The following is a 14,616-nucleotide window of genomic DNA, read 5'->3' as shown; positions in this document are numbered from 1 at the left end:
AGCATGACTGAAGAAACCCTGTTTGAAGGCGAAGAGCACCCTCATATATTGCTGGTGGATGACGATCCTACGTTCACCCGCGTGATGGCGCGGGCCATGGAGCGTCGTGGGCTGAGAGTAAGCGTGGCCGGCTCCGCAGAGGAGGGGTTGGCTGCAGCGCGCCGAGACCTGCCTGAGTACGCCGTGCTGGATCTGAAAATGGACGGGGATTCCGGCTTGGTGCTGCTACCCAAGCTGTTGGAGCTGGACGCGGAGATGCGCGTATTGATCCTTACCGGTTATTCCAGCATCGCCACCGCCGTAGAGGCGATCAAACGCGGTGCCTGCAATTACCTGTGCAAGCCGGCGGATGCCGATGATGTACTGGCGGCACTGTTATCCACCCATGCGGATCTGGACAGCCTGGTGCCCGATAACCCCATGTCGGTGGATCGCCTGCAGTGGGAGCATATTCAGCGCGTCCTGGCTGAGCATGAAGGCAATATTTCAGCCACCGCGCGTGCGCTGGGCATGCACCGACGTACGCTGCAGCGCAAACTGCAAAAGCGTCCCGTTAGGCGCTAACCGTGTGGTGAATCAAGGCTGAGGCGCTGCTGCTAAGGTCGAAGCGAAGCCAGCGCCAGGTGCTGGCATTGCGTTACCATGCAGGGCTTCCGAACAGCCAAAGTACCTTTGCATGCTTTCCTTGATTTCCCAGACCTTGGGCGTCACTGCTCCGGTCTTTGTCATGTTGTTTCTGGGCGCGCAGCTCAAGCGCGTTGGCTGGATTGACGTTGCCTTCATCAACACAGCGTCCAATCTGGTCTTCAAGGGCACCTTGCCGGCCCTGCTGTTTCTCGCCTTGTTGCGTACCGACCTTGGCACCGCAGTGCAGCCGAAACTGATCGGCTATTTCGTGGTGGCCACGCTGGTCAGCTTCTTCATTGCCTGGGCGTGGGCCATCATGCGTTGTCCGCGTGAAGATCGCGGTGTGTACGTACAGGGCGCGTTCCGGGGCAATAACGGCATCGTCGGGCTGGCACTGGCCACCAGTCTGTATGGCGATTACGGGCTGTCGCTGGGTGGCGTACTCGCCGGGGTGGTGATCATTTGCTACAACGTGCTTTCGGCCGTCATCCTCGCGCTCTACAGCCCGAGCGCCAAGTCCGATCCGTGGAGCATTCTCAAGAGCATTTTGGGTAATCCACTGATCATCGGCGTAGTCGCGGCGCTGCCCTTTGCCTATTGGCACATCCCCTTGCCCGCTTGGCTGCTGACGTCGGGCAACTATTTCGCCCAGATGAGTCTGCCGTTGGCGTTGATCTGTATTGGCGCGACGCTTTCCTGGTCTTCGCTGCGCGAGAGCGGGGCATTGGCCATGAGTTCCAGCCTGATGAAAATGCTCTGGTTGCCGTTGTTGCTGACGGTGGGCGCCTGGTGGTGCGGCTTTCGTGATGCCCAGCTAGGCATTCTGTTCCTGTATTTCGCCTCCCCGACCGCGGCGGCCAGTTTCGTCATGGCCAAGGCGGTGGGGGCCAACCATCAATTGGCGGCGGCGATCGTTGCCATCACTACGCTGCTGGGAGTGCTGAGCATCAATATCGGCTTGTTCATCTTGCAATGGGCTGGGTGGATCTAGCGGCGCCTGCCGGAGCCAGCCAAAAGCCACAAGCTGGAGCAGGCTCGCTTGAGGCTTGCAGCTCCGGCCCCGGCCTACTTCTTGTGCGCATTCTTCGGTAGCTGTACCACGCGGCTGTCGGAATAGATGTCATGCCAGCTGCGCTTTTGCTTGTCCCACAGCACCCACAAGAACCCCAGGCCGAAGAACAACCAGGAGCCAATGGCAACAATGAAGCGCAACAGTGCTTGCCAGAGGTCGATGGCTTTGCCGTTGGCGTTCTGGATGCGAATGCCCCATACCTGCATGCCCAGGGTTTGACCTGTGTGGGTCCAGAATTTGGCAAAAAAGCCAAACAAGCTGAACAGCAGAATGGTCGAGAGCAACGGGTCGATATCCAGTGCGCCGCTTTCCGCCATGATCTTTAATTGCTCGCCGCCGTAAATCAGGCGCAGCAGGCCATGCTGATAAACCAGCGTGACGACCATAACCAGCGCAACGCATAACAGGAAATCATAAAAAATGGCTGCCAGGCGACGTGGAAAGCCGGCGGGGGGGAAGTCGCCCTGGGGCTTGAGGGTGTGCTTGGGCATGGAAAATCTCTAATGGCCGGTGCGGACCGTCATTCTAAAAGGGCGGGCACAAAAAAGCCCCTGATGTTGCCATCAGGGGCTCTTCAAAGCAGCGGCTTAGCCCAGGATCTGGACCTTGTCAGCCTGCATGCCTTTTTGGCCTTGTACGGCTTCGAAGGTGACTTTTTGGCCTTCTTTCAGGCTCTTGAAGCCGTTACCTTCGATAGCGCGGAAATGCACGAACAGATCCGGACCGCTTTCGGGGGTGATGAAGCCAAAGCCCTTCTCGTCGTTGAACCATTTAACGGTGCCGGTTTGACGATTCGACATGTCTTATTTCCTTGAAACTAGAGTTGATGGCAGCCTCTATGACAACAGAGGACTGGAACTGGTTGCAGAGAGTAAGAGAAGTCGAGCGGGATGTAGCGGATCTGGAGGATCTACCGCACCAGGTCACGATTCAACAGCGACCCATGCAAACACAGTGAGGCACACTCTACGTAAATCTCAGGCAAAAGCCAACCCCCAGAGCATGCCTTGAAAAAATGGCAAAAAGCTCCGGGAAACAAGCTGCATCGATGTCATCGAGGCACGAAGGATAGGGTGAGGAAGACTTGAAGCGTAAGGCAGGCCACAGAAATCCTGCGGCCAGGGGGACAATATTTTTATGGTGCCTCGGGAGAGACTCGAACTCTCACTCTGTCGCCAGAAACGGATTTTGAATCCGCCGCGTCTACCGATTCCGCCACCGAGGCAATGGCGGCGAAGTATAGGGATGTGCCAGCATCCGGTCAATCCCGTTTGCGTGGTCAGATTGCAGTATTTCCGTTAAGCTTTATGCCCCTGCTAAACGGCCACACCATGCGCGTTTCTGACTTTCATTTCGATCTTCCCGACACTCTCATTGCCCGACACCCCCTGGCCGAACGCCGCGCCAGCCGTTTGCTGGTGGTGGATGGGGCGAGTGGGGCTATCGCCCATCGCAGCTTTGTCGATCTGCTTGATTACCTCAGAGCCGGCGACTTGCTGGTATTCAACAACACCCGCGTGATCCCGGCGCGGCTGTTTGGCCAGAAGGCCACTGGCGGCAAGCTGGAGATTCTTATCGAGCGCGTGTTGGACACGCGGCGCGTGCTTGCCCACGTGCGTTCCAGCAAATCGCCCAAGCCGGGCAGTCGCATTTTGATCGAAGGTGGTGGCGAAGCGGAAATGCTTGCCCGCCATGATGCGCTGTTCGAATTGCGCTTCACCGAAGACGTATTGCCGCTGCTGGAGCGTGTCGGGCACATGCCGTTGCCCCCTTATATAGATCGCCCCGACGAAGAGGCTGATCGTGAGCGCTATCAGACCGTTTATGCCGAGCGGGCCGGAGCAGTGGCGGCGCCTACAGCTGGGCTGCACTTTGATGAGGCGCTGTTGGCGGCAATAGGTGACAAAGGTGTAGAAACCGCTTTCGTCACCTTGCATGTCGGCGCCGGTACGTTTCAGCCGGTCCGGGTCGAGCGTATCGAAGACCATCACATGCACCGCGAATGGCTGGAAGTCAGTCAAGACGTCGTGGATGCGGTGGCTGCCTGTAAAGCACGTGGTGGTCGGGTAGTGGCCGTTGGCACCACCAGCGTGCGCTCGCTGGAAAGTGCGGCGCGTGATGGACAGTTGCGTACCTTCAGCGGCGATACAGATATCTTTCTTTATCCGGGCAAACCCTTCCATGTCGTGGATGCTCTGGTAACCAACTTTCACTTGCCCGAATCCACTCTGCTCATGCTGGTTTCGGCCTTTGCCGGCTATGCCGAGACTATGACCGCCTACAAGGCAGCAGTGGAGCAGCGCTACCGCTTCTTCAGTTACGGTGATGCCATGTTCATTACCCGCAATCCCGCTGCGTGCGGCCCCAAGGATCACCCATGACTCGCACTTGTCACATGTCCTTCGATGTTTTTGCCACGGACGGCCGGGCCCGACGTGGGCGCCTGACATTTCCGCGTGGCACGGTGGAAACACCGGCGTTTATGCCAGTCGGCACCTACGGCACGGTCAAAGGCATGTTGCCGCGCGACATCGAAGCAATCGGAGCGGAAATCATTCTCGGCAATACGTTTCACCTGTGGTTGCGCCCGGGTACCGAGGTGATTAAAGAACATGGCGACCTGCATGATTTCATGCAGTGGAAAGGGCCGATTCTTACCGATTCGGGTGGTTTCCAGGTGTTCAGCCTGGGGGCGATGCGCAAGATCAAGGAAGAGGGCGTGTACTTCGCCTCGCCGGTAGATGGTGCCAAAGTGTTCATGGGGCCTGAGGAATCGATGCAGGTGCAGCGCGACCTGGGCTCGGACATCGTGATGATTTTTGATGAATGCACCCCGTACCCGGCTGATGAAGACACCGCTCGACGCTCCATGGAGCTTTCGCTGCGCTGGGCCAAGCGTTCGAAGGACGCCCACGGTGATAGCCCGGCCGCACTGTTCGGCATTGTGCAGGGTGGCATGCATGAAAATCTGCGCATGCGTTCGTTGGAAGGGCTGTGTGAGATCGGCTTCGACGGCCTGGCCATTGGCGGGCTGTCGGTTGGCGAGCCTAAAGAAGAAATGATCCGCGTGCTGGATTATCTGCCTGAGCGGATGCCGGCTGACAAGCCACGCTATCTGATGGGGGTGGGCAAGCCGGAAGACCTGGTTGAGGGCGTGCGCCGAGGCGTCGATATGTTCGATTGCGTGATGCCGACCCGCAATGCACGCAACGGCCACTTGTTTGTCGAGGGTGGGGTAGTAAAGATTCGTAACGCCTTCCACCGCCATGACACTTCGCCGCTTGATCCTACTTGCGATTGCTATACCTGCACGCACTTTTCCCGTGCGTACCTGCATCATCTGGATAAATGCGGTGAAATGCTGGGTAGCATGTTGAATACCATCCATAACTTGCGCCATTACCAACGCCTGATGGCTGGTTTACGCGAGGCCATTCAACAAGGTACATTGGCCGCCTTTGTCGATGCCTTCTATACCAAGCGCGGGCTGCCAACACCGCCGCTGGCCTGATAAAAGTCGTTTTAACTCATAACGAATCCAAACCATTGCAACAGGAGTGTTACATGAGCTTTTTGATTCCCGCCGCCTACGCTGACGCTGCCGCTCCGGCTGCTGCCGGTTCCGGCTTTGAGTGGATTTTCCTGGTCGGTTTTCTGGTCATCTTCTACCTGATGATCTGGCGTCCCCAGGCCAAGCGCGCCAAAGAGCACAAGAACTTGCTCGGTAGCCTGCAAAAGGGCGACGAGGTTGTCACTGGCGGTGGTATCACCGGTAAAGTGGTCAAGGTAACCGACGACTACGTGGTGCTGGAAGTGGCTGACAATGTCGAGCTGAAATTCCAGAAAGCTGCTGTGGTTGCGACCCTTCCCAAGGGCACGCTGAAGGCCCTCTGAGATCCCGTCCACGATTTGCCGCGCTGCGGTGATGCTGGACTCGAGTTGGCTGCGAAATGCTGCTTACAGCTTGTAAACTCCACTTCTCGGCTGATTCCGCCTGGCCCATCCTGGCGATGGCGAGTCGTGAGCTGATTATCTCGACGAGTTCTTCTTTTCTTACGGGGCGCTTTTCAGCGCCCCGCTTTTCTAAGCGGGCGGCGTCATGCTGAACAAATATCCCCTGTGGAAATACTTGCTGATTCTTGCGGTACTGGCCCTGGGGCTGGTGTATTCCGCTCCTAACCTGTATCCCGATGATCCGTCGATTCAGATTACCGGTGCCAGTACGGCACTGAGGATTGATGAGGCGGTTCTCGATAAAGCCAGCCGGGCTCTGACCGCGGCGGGCATTCCCGTCAAGGCGGCAGAGGTCAGTGAGCGTGGCGGCCTGTTGCGACTGACTGGGCTGGGCGATCAGCTGCCGGCCAAGGATGTGGTGCGCAAAGCCCTTGGTGATGAATATGTGGTCGCCCTGAATTTGGCGCCGACCACTCCGCCGTGGCTGCGCAGTCTGGGCGCTAGCCCAATGAAACTGGGACTGGACCTGTCTGGAGGTGTGCACTTTCTACTGGAAGTGGACATGGACAAGGCTGTGGATGCCCGGTTGAAAGTGTACGAAGGCGAAGTGAAAAGCCTGCTGCGCAAGGAGCGCATGCGCTACCGGTCGCTGGCCGGGGGCGAGAATGCCTTCCAGCTCGGCTTCTCCGATGCGGAGGCCCTGGCCAAGGCACAAAGCCTGATTCGCAAGAGTTTCACTGATTTCGAAATGACCACCAGCGTGCGCAATCAGCTGCAGGTGCTTAACCTGGCGTTGTCGCCGGCCAAGCTGGCGGAAATTCGCGAGTATTCGATCAAGCAGAACCTGACCACGGTGCGTAACCGCGTCAACGAGTTGGGTGTTGCCGAGCCGCTGGTGCAGCGTCAGGGTGCCAACCGTATTGTGGTTGAACTGCCAGGTGTGCAGGACACCGCAGAAGCGAAGCGTATCCTGGGGAAAACGGCCAGCCTCGAATTCCGTCTGGCGGCTGACCTGGAAACGCCGCGTTCCGCCACGGAGAACTTCGAGTTCCGCGAGGCGGGGCGTGCGCCTGTGGCGCTGGAGCGCAGCGTGATCATTACCGGCGATCAGGTAACTGACGCTTCGGCAAGCTACGATGAAAATGGTCGTCCGCAAGTCAACATCCGTCTCGACGGACATGGCGGCGAGCTGATGAATCGCGCTACCCGCAACAGCGTTGGACGCAGCATGGCGGTGATCTTCATCGAGCAGAAGCCGGTGACGCGCTACGTCAAGCAAACGGTCGACGGTGTTGAGCAGGAGGTTGCTGTTCAGTCGTTCAAGGAAGAGAAGCAAATCATTTCACTGGCCACTATCCAGTCGACCCTGGGCAGCCAGTTCCGCATTACCGGCCTGAATGGTCAGGGCGAATCGTCCGAGCTGGCATTGCTGCTGCGTGCCGGTGGCCTGGCAGCACCGATGTACTTTGCGGAAGAGCGCACCATCGGCCCAAGCCTGGGTGCGGAAAACATCACCAAGGGCATCGAGTCCACCTGGTGGGCGTTGGTCTTCGTCTCGTTGTTCGTCATCGCTATCTACAAGTTCTTCGGCGTTCTGGCGACCATCGCCTTGGCGTTCAACTTGGTGCTGTTGATGGGTCTGATGTCGGTGATCGGTGCCACGTTGACCCTGCCAGGCATCGCCGGCATTGTGCTGACCCTGGGTATGGCGGTAGACGCCAACGTACTGATCTACTCGCGTATTCGCGAAGAGCTGAAGAGTGGCCTATCAGTGCAGCGGGCCATACACGAAGGTTTTGACCGTGCCTACACGGCGATCATCGACAGTAACCTGACGACCCTGCTGGTAGGTGGCATCCTCTTCGCCTTGGGTACCGGGCCGATCAAGGGCTTCGCTGTCACCTTGTCGCTGGGCATTCTCACCTCGATGTTCACTGCGATCCTGTTTACCCGTGCTCAGGTCAACCTGATCTTCGGTGGTCGCAACGTCAAGAAACTGTGGATCTGAGGAATGGCCATGATCAAGAAAACCATACCGTTCATGGCGATCCGCAATATTGCGTTCGCCATTACCCTGGTATTGACCTTCATCGGTCTGGGCGCGCTGATTACCAAAGGTTTGAACTTTGGGCTCGATTTTACCGGCGGCACCCTGATCGAGTTGCAGTATGAAGAAGCAGCGGATCTGGAGCTGATCAAGCGTGAGCTGAGTCAGGCCGGTTATACCGATGCGGTGGTGCAAAGCTTCGGTGCTGTCACCGATGTGCTGGTGCGCATGGCCGGAGATGATCCGCAGCTGGGTGCGCAAGTAGCTGAGGCGCTGCGCAAGATCGATCCGGATGTCCGTTTCCAGGTCAAGCGCGTCGAGTTCGTCGGCCCGCAAGTGGGTGAGGAGTTGCGCGATCAGGGTGGCCTGGCGATGCTCCTGGCTCTGGGTGGCATCCTCCTGTACCTGGCTTTTCGCTTCCAGTGGAAGTTCGGTGTAGGTGCGATCGCTTCCCTGGCTCACGACACCATCCTGACTCTGGGTATCCTGGCGTTTTTCGAGATCCCCTTCGACCTCACTGTTCTGGCTGCGGTGCTGGCAATGATCGGTTACTCGCTGAACGACACCATTATCATTTATGACCGTATCCGCGAAAACTTCCGGGTGCTGCGAAAGGCCAGCCTGGTTGAGAACATTGATACCTCGGTAACCCAGACACTGCTGCGTACCATGGCAACCTCGTTCTCTACAGCTCTGGCGCTAATTGCGCTCTTGATGTTCGGTGGTGATGTGCTGGCCGGGTTTGCGTTGGCACTGCTGATCGGTGTGGTCGTGGGGACCTACTCCTCGGTCTACATCGGCGCTACGGTGCTGGTCTGGCTGAAGCTGACAACCGAAGATTTGATTCCGCCGGTGAGCGAAGAAGTGGTCGACGAATTACCCTAGGCTTTACTGTCCAGAAACGCCGCGCTAGCGGCGTTTTTTTTTGAGCCAAAAAATCTGGCACGCGACGTTAGGTCTGTCTCATGCTTCTCAAGAGCGCTATTAAAGATAAAGAGCGGCGTTCATCGGTTTTGCTCTTCAGAAACCCGTGATAGCGAACACAACATCAAATCGTCTGTCTCAGGCCAGGTATTTAGGGAGGTAGTCCCTGCCCAAGGTATTTTGGAGAGCAAATGAACAAGTCAATGGTAGTGGGCGCAGTGCTGGGTGCGGTGGTGGTCACCGCCGGTGGTGCCGTGGCAACGTACAACATGATGGGCGACAAGGGGCCACAATTTGCACGGGTTACGGATGTTACGCCAATCAAGGAAACCATTCGCACGCCGCGTCAGGTCTGTAAGGATGTGGCGATTACGCATCAGAAGCCGGTGCAGGATCAGCATCAGGTCGCCGGTACGGCGCTGGGGGCAGTGGTTGGCGGTCTGATAGGCAATCAGGTGGGGGGCGGCAGTGGCAAGAAGATCGCCACCGTGGCGGGTGCGGTTGGCGGTGGCTATGCCGGCAACAAGGTGCAAGAACGTATGCAGGCCAATGATACCTATACCACCACGGAAACCCGCTGCAATACCGTGACGGATACCAGTGAGAAGGTCGTCGGGTATACGGTCAAGTACGAGTTGGAAGGGCGGGTTGGCCAAGTGCGTATGGATCGTGATCCGGGTCAGCAGATTCCGGTGCGCGATGGCCAGTTGGTGCTGGCGGAACAGCAGTAAGCCTGGCTGAGCATGCCGCAAGTGCGACAGGCTCCAGACATGAAAAAAGCGCCCTGGGGCGCTTTTTTCATGTCTTTTGCGGTGGCCCGCTTATCGCTTCAGAGCGGTCGACAAGTGCGGTTGGATGGCGGTCAGTACCGCCTTGAAGCACTTGGTGTTCCCGGCAACGATATGGCCTTTCTCCAGAAAAGCGTGGCCGCCATTGAAGTCGCTGACTAGGCCGCCTGCTTCCTGGATTAGAAGGGCGCCCGCGGCCATGTCCCACTCGGACAAGCCGAATTCCCAAAAGGCGTCGTAACGGCCAGCTGCCACATAGGCCAGGTCGAGACTGGCCGAGCCTGCGCGGCGGATACCGGCGGTTTGGCCCACCAGGCTGCGGAACATGCCCAGGTAGCTGTCTAAATGGTCCAGCTGACTGTCGCGGAATGGGAAGCCGGTGCCCAGCAGGGCGCCTTCAAGGCTGCGGCGCGGGCTGACCCGCAGGCGACGACCGTTGAGCGCAGCGCCGCGGCCACGGCTGGCGGTAAACTCTTCTTGGCGAACCGGATCGAGGACAACGGCGTGTTCCAGGCGGCCCTTGTATTTGCAGGCGATGCTAACCGCAAAGTGGGGTACGCCGCGCAGAAAGTTGGTGGTCCCATCCAGAGGATCGATAACCCAGAGATAGTCGCTACCCTCGCCGCTGCCGGGAGTCAGGCCGCTTTCCTCGCCCATGAAGCCGTGATTTGGATAAGCCTTGCGCAGGGCATTGATGATGCATTGTTCTGCGGCAAGATCGACTTCGCTAACATAATCCTTGGCATCTTTCTCGTTTACCGAGATGGCATCCAGGCGTTCGATAGAGCGGAAAATCAGTTCACCGGCGCTGCGCGCAGCGCGCAGCGCGATATTCAGCATGGGCTGCATGGAGAGGGTCACCTGGGCTGGTAAAGAAAGCCGATTATTCTAGCAGAAAAGCAGTTTGGGTGTTGAAAACCTGCGTTCATCTTGCGTGCGTTCAGCAAGCTGCATCGTTTAAGATTCGTCCCCTTTGTATTCAGCGGGAGCAGGCAGTGCTAGAAAACATTCGCGTGGTGCTGGTCAATACCAGTCATCCAGGCAATATCGGTGGGGCTGCTCGCGCCATGAAGAATATGGGGCTGTCCCGTCTGGTGCTCGTCGATCCTGAAGAATTTCCCAGCGGTAAGGCCGTGGCGCGGGCCTCGGGGGCGACGGATATTCTCGACGGCGCTCAGGTCGTAGCCACGCTGGAAGAAGCACTGATCGGTTGTAGCCTGGTGCTCGGCACTAGTGCGCGAGACCGGCGGATTCCCTGGCCGCTGCTTGATCCGCGCGAAAGCGGTACGGTTTGTGTGGAGCAAATACAGCTGGGTGGCGAGGTCGCGCTGGTCTTTGGGCGTGAGTACGCCGGGCTGACCAATGATGAGCTGCAGCGCTGTCAGTTTCATGTGCATATTCCTTCCGATCCGGAGTTCAGCTCATTGAACCTGGCAGCTGCGGTGCAGGTGCTGACCTATGAGGTCCGTATGGCCTGGCTGGCGGCTCAGGGGCGTCCGAGCAAAGTGGAAAAGCTGGAAGTTACTGCCATGCATGACACTCAGCCGGTGACCGCGGATGAGATGGAGCTGTACTACCGGCACTTGGAAGAGACTTTGGTGCAGATCGGTTTTCTTGACCCCGCCAAGCCGCGCCACCTGATGGCTCGCTTGCGACGTCTGTACGGCCGTATCGCGGTCAGCAAGCTGGAAATGAATATTTTGCGCGGCATTTTGACCGAAACTCAAAAGACCGCGCGAGGCGAGCCACACAAGCGGAGAGATCAGTGATGTTCGCACGTATGCGAGAAGATATTCAAAGCGTATTTAGTCGCGACCCGGCAGCCCGTAATGCCTTCGAGATCGTCACCTGCTATCCGGGGCTGCATGCCATCTGGCTGCATCGAGTGGCCCATTGGTTGTGGGGGTATGACTGGAAGTGGTGCGCGCGCATGGTCTCCAATTTCAATCGCTGGTTGACCGGGATCGAGATACATCCTGGGGCCAAGGTCGGCCGGCGTTTTTTTATTGACCATGGCATGGGTATTGTTATCGGCGAGACGGCCGAGATTGGCGATGACGTAACGCTTTACCAGGGGGTGACCCTGGGAGGCACAAGTTGGAACAAGGGTAAGCGCCACCCAACATTGGAAGATGGTGTGGTGGTCGGTGCGGGTGCAAAGGTCCTGGGGCCGTTTACGGTTGGTGCCGGGGCCAAGATCGGCTCCAATGCGGTGGTGACCAAGCCGGTTCCGGCTGGTGCTACGGCGGTGGGCATTCCGGGTCGGGTGATCGTCAAGCCGAATGGTGAGCAAGAGGCCAAGCGCAAGGCAATGGCCGAGAAGTTCGGCTTCGATGCGTACGGTCTCGGTCAGGACATGCCCGATCCTGTGGCGCGCTCGATTGGCCAGCTGCTTGATCATTTACAAGTGGTTGATGCGCGCCTGGAAGGGATGTGCAAGGCATTGCAGGACCTGGGTAGCGACTACTGCGCGAAAGACATGCCAACACTGCGCGACGAGGATTTTGCCGCGGTCAAGGAGGCGGACGACGGTGAGGTTAGGTCTTAGGTTGGATGCCTGAGGGGTTGGCAGCCTGTTAACATGGCGACCGTTGCCGCAGGTAAACCCGAGTGTTTTGATTGGTCTTATAGTTGACTCAATTACTCGGATATTGGATACTTGCGCCAAACCAGTGATCCTGCGGTGCTTCGTCATGCGACTCACAACCAAAGGCCGTTATGCCGTCACAGCCATGCTTGATTTGGCTTTGCATGCCCAGCAAGGGCCGGTTTCGCTTGCGGATATTTCCGAGCGACAAGGCATCTCCCTGTCTTACCTGGAACAGCTGTTCGCCAAGCTGCGCCGCAACGAACTGGTAACCAGCGTGCGTGGCCCCGGCGGCGGCTACCACCTGGCTCGTGAAATGCGCGCCATTCAGGTTGCGCAGGTGATCGATGCGGTCAACGAGTCTGTAGATGCCACCCGTTGTCAGGGGGTGGGGGATTGCCATGATGGCGGTACCTGCCTGACGCACCACTTGTGGTGCGACCTGAGCGATCAGATCCATACCTTCCTCAGTGGCATAAGCCTGGCTGACTTGGTGAGCCGGCGCGAGGTGCAGGAAGTCGCCCGGCGCCAGGATAGGCTCCGCAGTCACGGCGGAACGCCGGAATTCGAAAAGATTAAAGCGTCCGCCATTCAATGACGATGCGCGCTGCCTGATAGGAGATACTCGATGAGATTGCCGATTTACCTCGATTATTCTGCCACGACCCCGGTGGATCCCCGTGTGGCGAAATTGATGTGCGACTGCCTGACCATGGAAGGCAACTTCGGTAACCCGGCTTCGCGCTCCCACGTCTTTGGCTGGAAATCCGAAGAAGCCGTGGAAAACGCTCGCCGTCAGGTCGCCGACCTGGTCAATGCCGATCCGCGCGAAATCGTCTGGACCTCCGGGGCCACCGAGTCGGACAACCTGGCCATCAAGGGTGTGGCGCACTTCTACGCCAGCAAGGGTAAGCACATCATTACCTCGAAGATCGAGCACAAGGCAGTGCTGGACAGCACGCGCCAATTGGAGCGCGAAGGTTTTGAGGTCACGTACCTTGAGCCAGGTGAAGATGGCATCGTAACCCCGGCCATGGTTGAGGCCGCCCTGCGTGAAGACACCATTCTGGTCTCGATCATGCACGTCAATAACGAAATCGGTACCGTCAACGACATCGCCGCCATTGGCGAGCTGACCCGTTCGCGTGGCGTGCTGTTCCACGTCGATGCCGCGCAATCCACCGGCAAGGTGGAGATCGACCTGGAAAAGATGAAGGTCGATCTGATGAGCTTCTCCGCCCACAAGACCTACGGCCCCAAAGGCATTGGTGCGCTGTACGTACGCCGTAAACCGCGCGTACGCCTGGAAGCGCAGATGCATGGCGGCGGTCACGAACGTGGCATGCGTTCCGGTACGCTGGCGACTCACCAGATCGTCGGCATGGGGGAGGCCTTCCGTATCGCCAAGGAAGACATGCAGCAAGACCGCGCCCACGTACTGGCGCTGCGCGAGCGTTTCATGCGGCAGGTCGAAGACATGGAAGAGCTTTATGTCAACGGCAGTATGACCCAGCGTGTGCCGCACAACCTGAACCTGAGCTTCAACTACGTCGAAGGCGAGTCGCTGATCATGGCCCTCAAGGACCTGGCGGTGTCGTCCGGTTCGGCCTGTACCTCGGCTTCCCTGGAGCCGTCCTACGTGCTGCGTGCCCTGGGCCGTAACGATGAGCTGGCGCATAGCTCGATTCGCTTTACCTTTGGCCGCTTCACCACCGAAGAAGATATCGATTACGCCGCACAGAAGGTTCGCGAAGCGGTGGTCAAGCTGCGTGAATTGTCGCCGCTGTGGGATATGTACAAAGAGGGCGTCGACCTCAGTAAGGTTGAATGGCAAGCGCACTAAGACGCTATCCCAGACGCCCGCCCGTGAACAGAGAGGAATTGCACCATGGCTTACAGTGAAAAGGTCATCGACCACTACGAAAACCCGCGCAACGTTGGCAAGTTTGATGCCGAAGATCCGAATATCGGCACCGGCATGGTCGGCGCTCCGGCCTGTGGTGACGTGATGCGCCTGCAGATCAAGGTCAACGACGCAGGCGTCATCGAAGACGCCAAGTTCAAGACCTACGGTTGCGGCTCGGCGATTGCCTCGAGCTCGCTGGCCACCGAGTGGATGAAGGGCAAAACCCTGGATGAAGCTGCTGCGCTGAAAAACACCATGATCGCTGAAGAGCTTGCCCTGCCGCCGGTGAAAATTCACTGCTCGGTACTCGCCGAGGACGCCATCAAGGCGGCCGTGCGCGACTACAAGCACAAGAAGGGTCTGCTCTGAGGAGGGCGTCATGGCAATCAGCATGACTGAAGCGGCTGCACAACACGTGCGCCGCTCCCTGGAAGGTCGCGGCAAGGGCGAAGGTGTTCGTCTGGGCGTGCGTACCACTGGCTGTTCCGGTCTGGCCTATGTGCTGGAGTTTGTCGACGAGCTGAAGCCTGAGGATCAAGTGTTCGAGAGCCATGGCGTCCGCGTCATCATTGACCCGAAGAGCCTGGTTTACCTCGATGGCACCGAGCTGGATTTCACCCGCGAAGGGCTCAACGAGGGCTTCAAGTTCAACAACCCCAACGTGCGTGGCGAGTGTGGCTGCGGCGAGAGCTTCAATATCTGAGGTTGTTC

17 protein-coding genes and 1 tRNA gene are annotated in these 14,616 nt (G+C 58.1%); 14 read left to right on the top strand and 4 right to left on the bottom strand.

What is annotated here, in order from left to right; translation table 11 throughout:
• Nucleotides 1-3 precede the first annotated feature (3 nt).
• Complete coding sequence (locus tag ACTV8E_RS11265; RefSeq protein ID WP_443199555.1) at nt 4-564, top strand: response regulator transcription factor; 561 nt, start codon at nt 4-6, stop codon at nt 562-564.
• Between the two features lie 112 nt (nt 565-676).
• The gene (locus ACTV8E_RS11260) at nt 677-1,618 is read left to right on the top strand and encodes an AEC family transporter (protein WP_443199554.1); all 942 of its coding nucleotides are present in this window, start codon (nt 677-679) and stop codon (nt 1,616-1,618) included.
• A gap of 74 nt (nt 1,619-1,692) precedes the next feature.
• On the opposite strand, the gene ACTV8E_RS11255 is transcribed toward ACTV8E_RS11260, so the two are convergent.
• From ACTV8E_RS11255 to ACTV8E_RS11245, 3 genes are all read right to left on the bottom strand, one after another.
• Nucleotides 1,693-2,190, bottom strand: a complete 498-nt coding sequence (locus ACTV8E_RS11255) for an RDD family protein (RefSeq protein ID WP_443199553.1) — start codon at nt 2,188-2,190, stop codon at nt 1,693-1,695.
• A gap of 96 nt (nt 2,191-2,286) precedes the next feature.
• Complete coding sequence (locus ACTV8E_RS11250) at nt 2,287-2,499, bottom strand: cold-shock protein (protein WP_187807541.1); 213 nt, start codon at nt 2,497-2,499, stop codon at nt 2,287-2,289.
• 338 nt (nt 2,500-2,837) lie between these two features.
• Nucleotides 2,838-2,924: transfer RNA gene (locus tag ACTV8E_RS11245), tRNA-Leu, on the bottom strand.
• 106 nt (nt 2,925-3,030) lie between these two features.
• Between ACTV8E_RS11245 and queA the strand changes: the two genes are divergently transcribed.
• The 6 genes from queA (at nt 3,031) to ACTV8E_RS11215 (ending at nt 9,355) form a co-directional block, all read left to right on the top strand.
• The gene (gene queA, locus ACTV8E_RS11240) at nt 3,031-4,080 is read left to right on the top strand and encodes a tRNA preQ1(34) S-adenosylmethionine ribosyltransferase-isomerase QueA (protein ID WP_443199583.1); all 1,050 of its coding nucleotides are present in this window, start codon (nt 3,031-3,033) and stop codon (nt 4,078-4,080) included.
• A 14-nt stretch (nt 4,081-4,094) separates the two neighbouring features.
• Nucleotides 4,095-5,210 (top strand): tRNA guanosine(34) transglycosylase Tgt, encoded by a 1,116-nt coding sequence (tgt, locus tag ACTV8E_RS11235; RefSeq protein ID WP_273537333.1) that lies wholly within the window; start codon nt 4,095-4,097, stop codon nt 5,208-5,210.
• A 53-nt stretch (nt 5,211-5,263) separates the two neighbouring features.
• Nucleotides 5,264-5,593 carry a preprotein translocase subunit YajC gene (gene yajC, locus ACTV8E_RS11230; protein ID WP_251835197.1) on the top strand — a complete coding sequence of 110 codons (330 nt, stop codon included), beginning with the start codon at nt 5,264-5,266 and terminating at the stop codon, nt 5,591-5,593.
• Between the two features lie 205 nt (nt 5,594-5,798).
• A complete protein-coding gene (gene secD, locus ACTV8E_RS11225; protein WP_443199552.1) occupies nt 5,799-7,661 on the top strand; it encodes a protein translocase subunit SecD in 1,863 nt (620 codons plus the stop codon).
• Between the two features lie 12 nt (nt 7,662-7,673).
• Nucleotides 7,674-8,585 (top strand): protein translocase subunit SecF, encoded by a 912-nt coding sequence (gene secF, locus ACTV8E_RS11220; RefSeq protein ID WP_443199582.1) that lies wholly within the window; start codon nt 7,674-7,676, stop codon nt 8,583-8,585.
• Nucleotides 8,586-8,815: 230 nt separating this feature from the next.
• The gene (locus ACTV8E_RS11215; protein ID WP_443199551.1) at nt 8,816-9,355 is read left to right on the top strand and encodes a glycine zipper 2TM domain-containing protein; all 540 of its coding nucleotides are present in this window, start codon (nt 8,816-8,818) and stop codon (nt 9,353-9,355) included.
• A gap of 90 nt (nt 9,356-9,445) precedes the next feature.
• Here the strand turns inward: ACTV8E_RS11215 and suhB are convergent, their stop codons facing one another.
• Nucleotides 9,446-10,261, bottom strand: a complete 816-nt coding sequence (suhB, locus tag ACTV8E_RS11210; protein ID WP_251835201.1) for a type III secretion system regulator SuhB — start codon at nt 10,259-10,261, stop codon at nt 9,446-9,448.
• Between the two features lie 146 nt (nt 10,262-10,407).
• Here suhB and trmJ point away from each other — a divergent pair, with 146 nt between their 5' ends.
• The 6 genes from trmJ to iscA all read left to right on the top strand — a co-directional run bounded on the left by trmJ (nt 10,408) and on the right by iscA (nt 14,608).
• Nucleotides 10,408-11,181, top strand: coding sequence for a tRNA (cytosine(32)/uridine(32)-2'-O)-methyltransferase TrmJ (gene trmJ / locus ACTV8E_RS11205; protein WP_443199550.1), 774 nt, complete (start codon nt 10,408-10,410; stop codon nt 11,179-11,181).
• Nucleotides 11,181-11,960, top strand: coding sequence for a serine O-acetyltransferase (gene cysE, locus ACTV8E_RS11200; RefSeq protein ID WP_251835202.1), 780 nt, complete (start codon nt 11,181-11,183; stop codon nt 11,958-11,960). The genes trmJ and cysE overlap by 1 nt, the downstream gene beginning before the upstream one ends.
• A 145-nt stretch (nt 11,961-12,105) precedes the next feature.
• Nucleotides 12,106-12,597, top strand: a complete 492-nt coding sequence (gene iscR / locus ACTV8E_RS11195) for a Fe-S cluster assembly transcriptional regulator IscR (protein WP_251835203.1) — start codon at nt 12,106-12,108, stop codon at nt 12,595-12,597.
• 30 nt (nt 12,598-12,627) lie between these two features.
• A complete protein-coding gene (locus tag ACTV8E_RS11190; RefSeq protein ID WP_251835204.1) occupies nt 12,628-13,842 on the top strand; it encodes an IscS subfamily cysteine desulfurase in 1,215 nt (404 codons plus the stop codon).
• Between the two features lie 45 nt (nt 13,843-13,887).
• Nucleotides 13,888-14,274, top strand: coding sequence for a Fe-S cluster assembly scaffold IscU (gene iscU / locus ACTV8E_RS11185; protein WP_251835205.1), 387 nt, complete (start codon nt 13,888-13,890; stop codon nt 14,272-14,274).
• Nucleotides 14,275-14,284: 10 nt separating this feature from the next.
• Nucleotides 14,285-14,608: an iron-sulfur cluster assembly protein IscA gene (iscA, locus tag ACTV8E_RS11180; protein WP_251835206.1), complete on the top strand. Its 324-nt coding sequence runs from the start codon at nt 14,285-14,287 to the stop codon at nt 14,606-14,608.
• The last annotated feature ends 8 nt before the right edge of the window (nt 14,609-14,616 follow it).

Origin of the sequence: Pseudomonas sp. B392_1p (assembly GCF_052245235.1) — a bacterium.
Lineage (GTDB): Bacteria > Pseudomonadota > Gammaproteobacteria > Pseudomonadales > Pseudomonadaceae > Serpens > Serpens gallinarum.
This window is presented reverse-complemented; position numbering and strand designations above follow the sequence as displayed.

Coding starts and splice junctions, on each gene's coding strand:
- iscA (WP_251835206.1), top strand. CDS start 14,285: ATGGCAATCAGCATGACTGAAGCGGCTGCACAACACGTGCGCCGCTCC.
- ACTV8E_RS11265 (WP_443199555.1), top strand. CDS start 4: ATGACTGAAGAAACCCTGTTTGAAGGCGAAGAGCACCCTCATATATTG.
- tgt (WP_273537333.1), top strand. CDS start 4,095: ATGTCCTTCGATGTTTTTGCCACGGACGGCCGGGCCCGACGTGGGCGC.
- suhB (WP_251835201.1), bottom strand. CDS start 10,261: ATGCAGCCCATGCTGAATATCGCGCTGCGCGCTGCGCGCAGCGCCGGT.
- ACTV8E_RS11215 (WP_443199551.1), top strand. CDS start 8,816: ATGAACAAGTCAATGGTAGTGGGCGCAGTGCTGGGTGCGGTGGTGGTC.
- cysE (WP_251835202.1), top strand. CDS start 11,181: ATGTTCGCACGTATGCGAGAAGATATTCAAAGCGTATTTAGTCGCGAC.
- ACTV8E_RS11250 (WP_187807541.1), bottom strand. CDS start 2,499: ATGTCGAATCGTCAAACCGGCACCGTTAAATGGTTCAACGACGAGAAG.
- ACTV8E_RS11190 (WP_251835204.1), top strand. CDS start 12,628: ATGAGATTGCCGATTTACCTCGATTATTCTGCCACGACCCCGGTGGAT.
- yajC (WP_251835197.1), top strand. CDS start 5,264: ATGAGCTTTTTGATTCCCGCCGCCTACGCTGACGCTGCCGCTCCGGCT.
- ACTV8E_RS11260 (WP_443199554.1), top strand. CDS start 677: ATGCTTTCCTTGATTTCCCAGACCTTGGGCGTCACTGCTCCGGTCTTT.
- ACTV8E_RS11255 (WP_443199553.1), bottom strand. CDS start 2,190: ATGCCCAAGCACACCCTCAAGCCCCAGGGCGACTTCCCCCCCGCCGGC.
- secD (WP_443199552.1), top strand. CDS start 5,799: ATGCTGAACAAATATCCCCTGTGGAAATACTTGCTGATTCTTGCGGTA.
- iscR (WP_251835203.1), top strand. CDS start 12,106: ATGCGACTCACAACCAAAGGCCGTTATGCCGTCACAGCCATGCTTGAT.
- iscU (WP_251835205.1), top strand. CDS start 13,888: ATGGCTTACAGTGAAAAGGTCATCGACCACTACGAAAACCCGCGCAAC.
- queA (WP_443199583.1), top strand. CDS start 3,031: ATGCGCGTTTCTGACTTTCATTTCGATCTTCCCGACACTCTCATTGCC.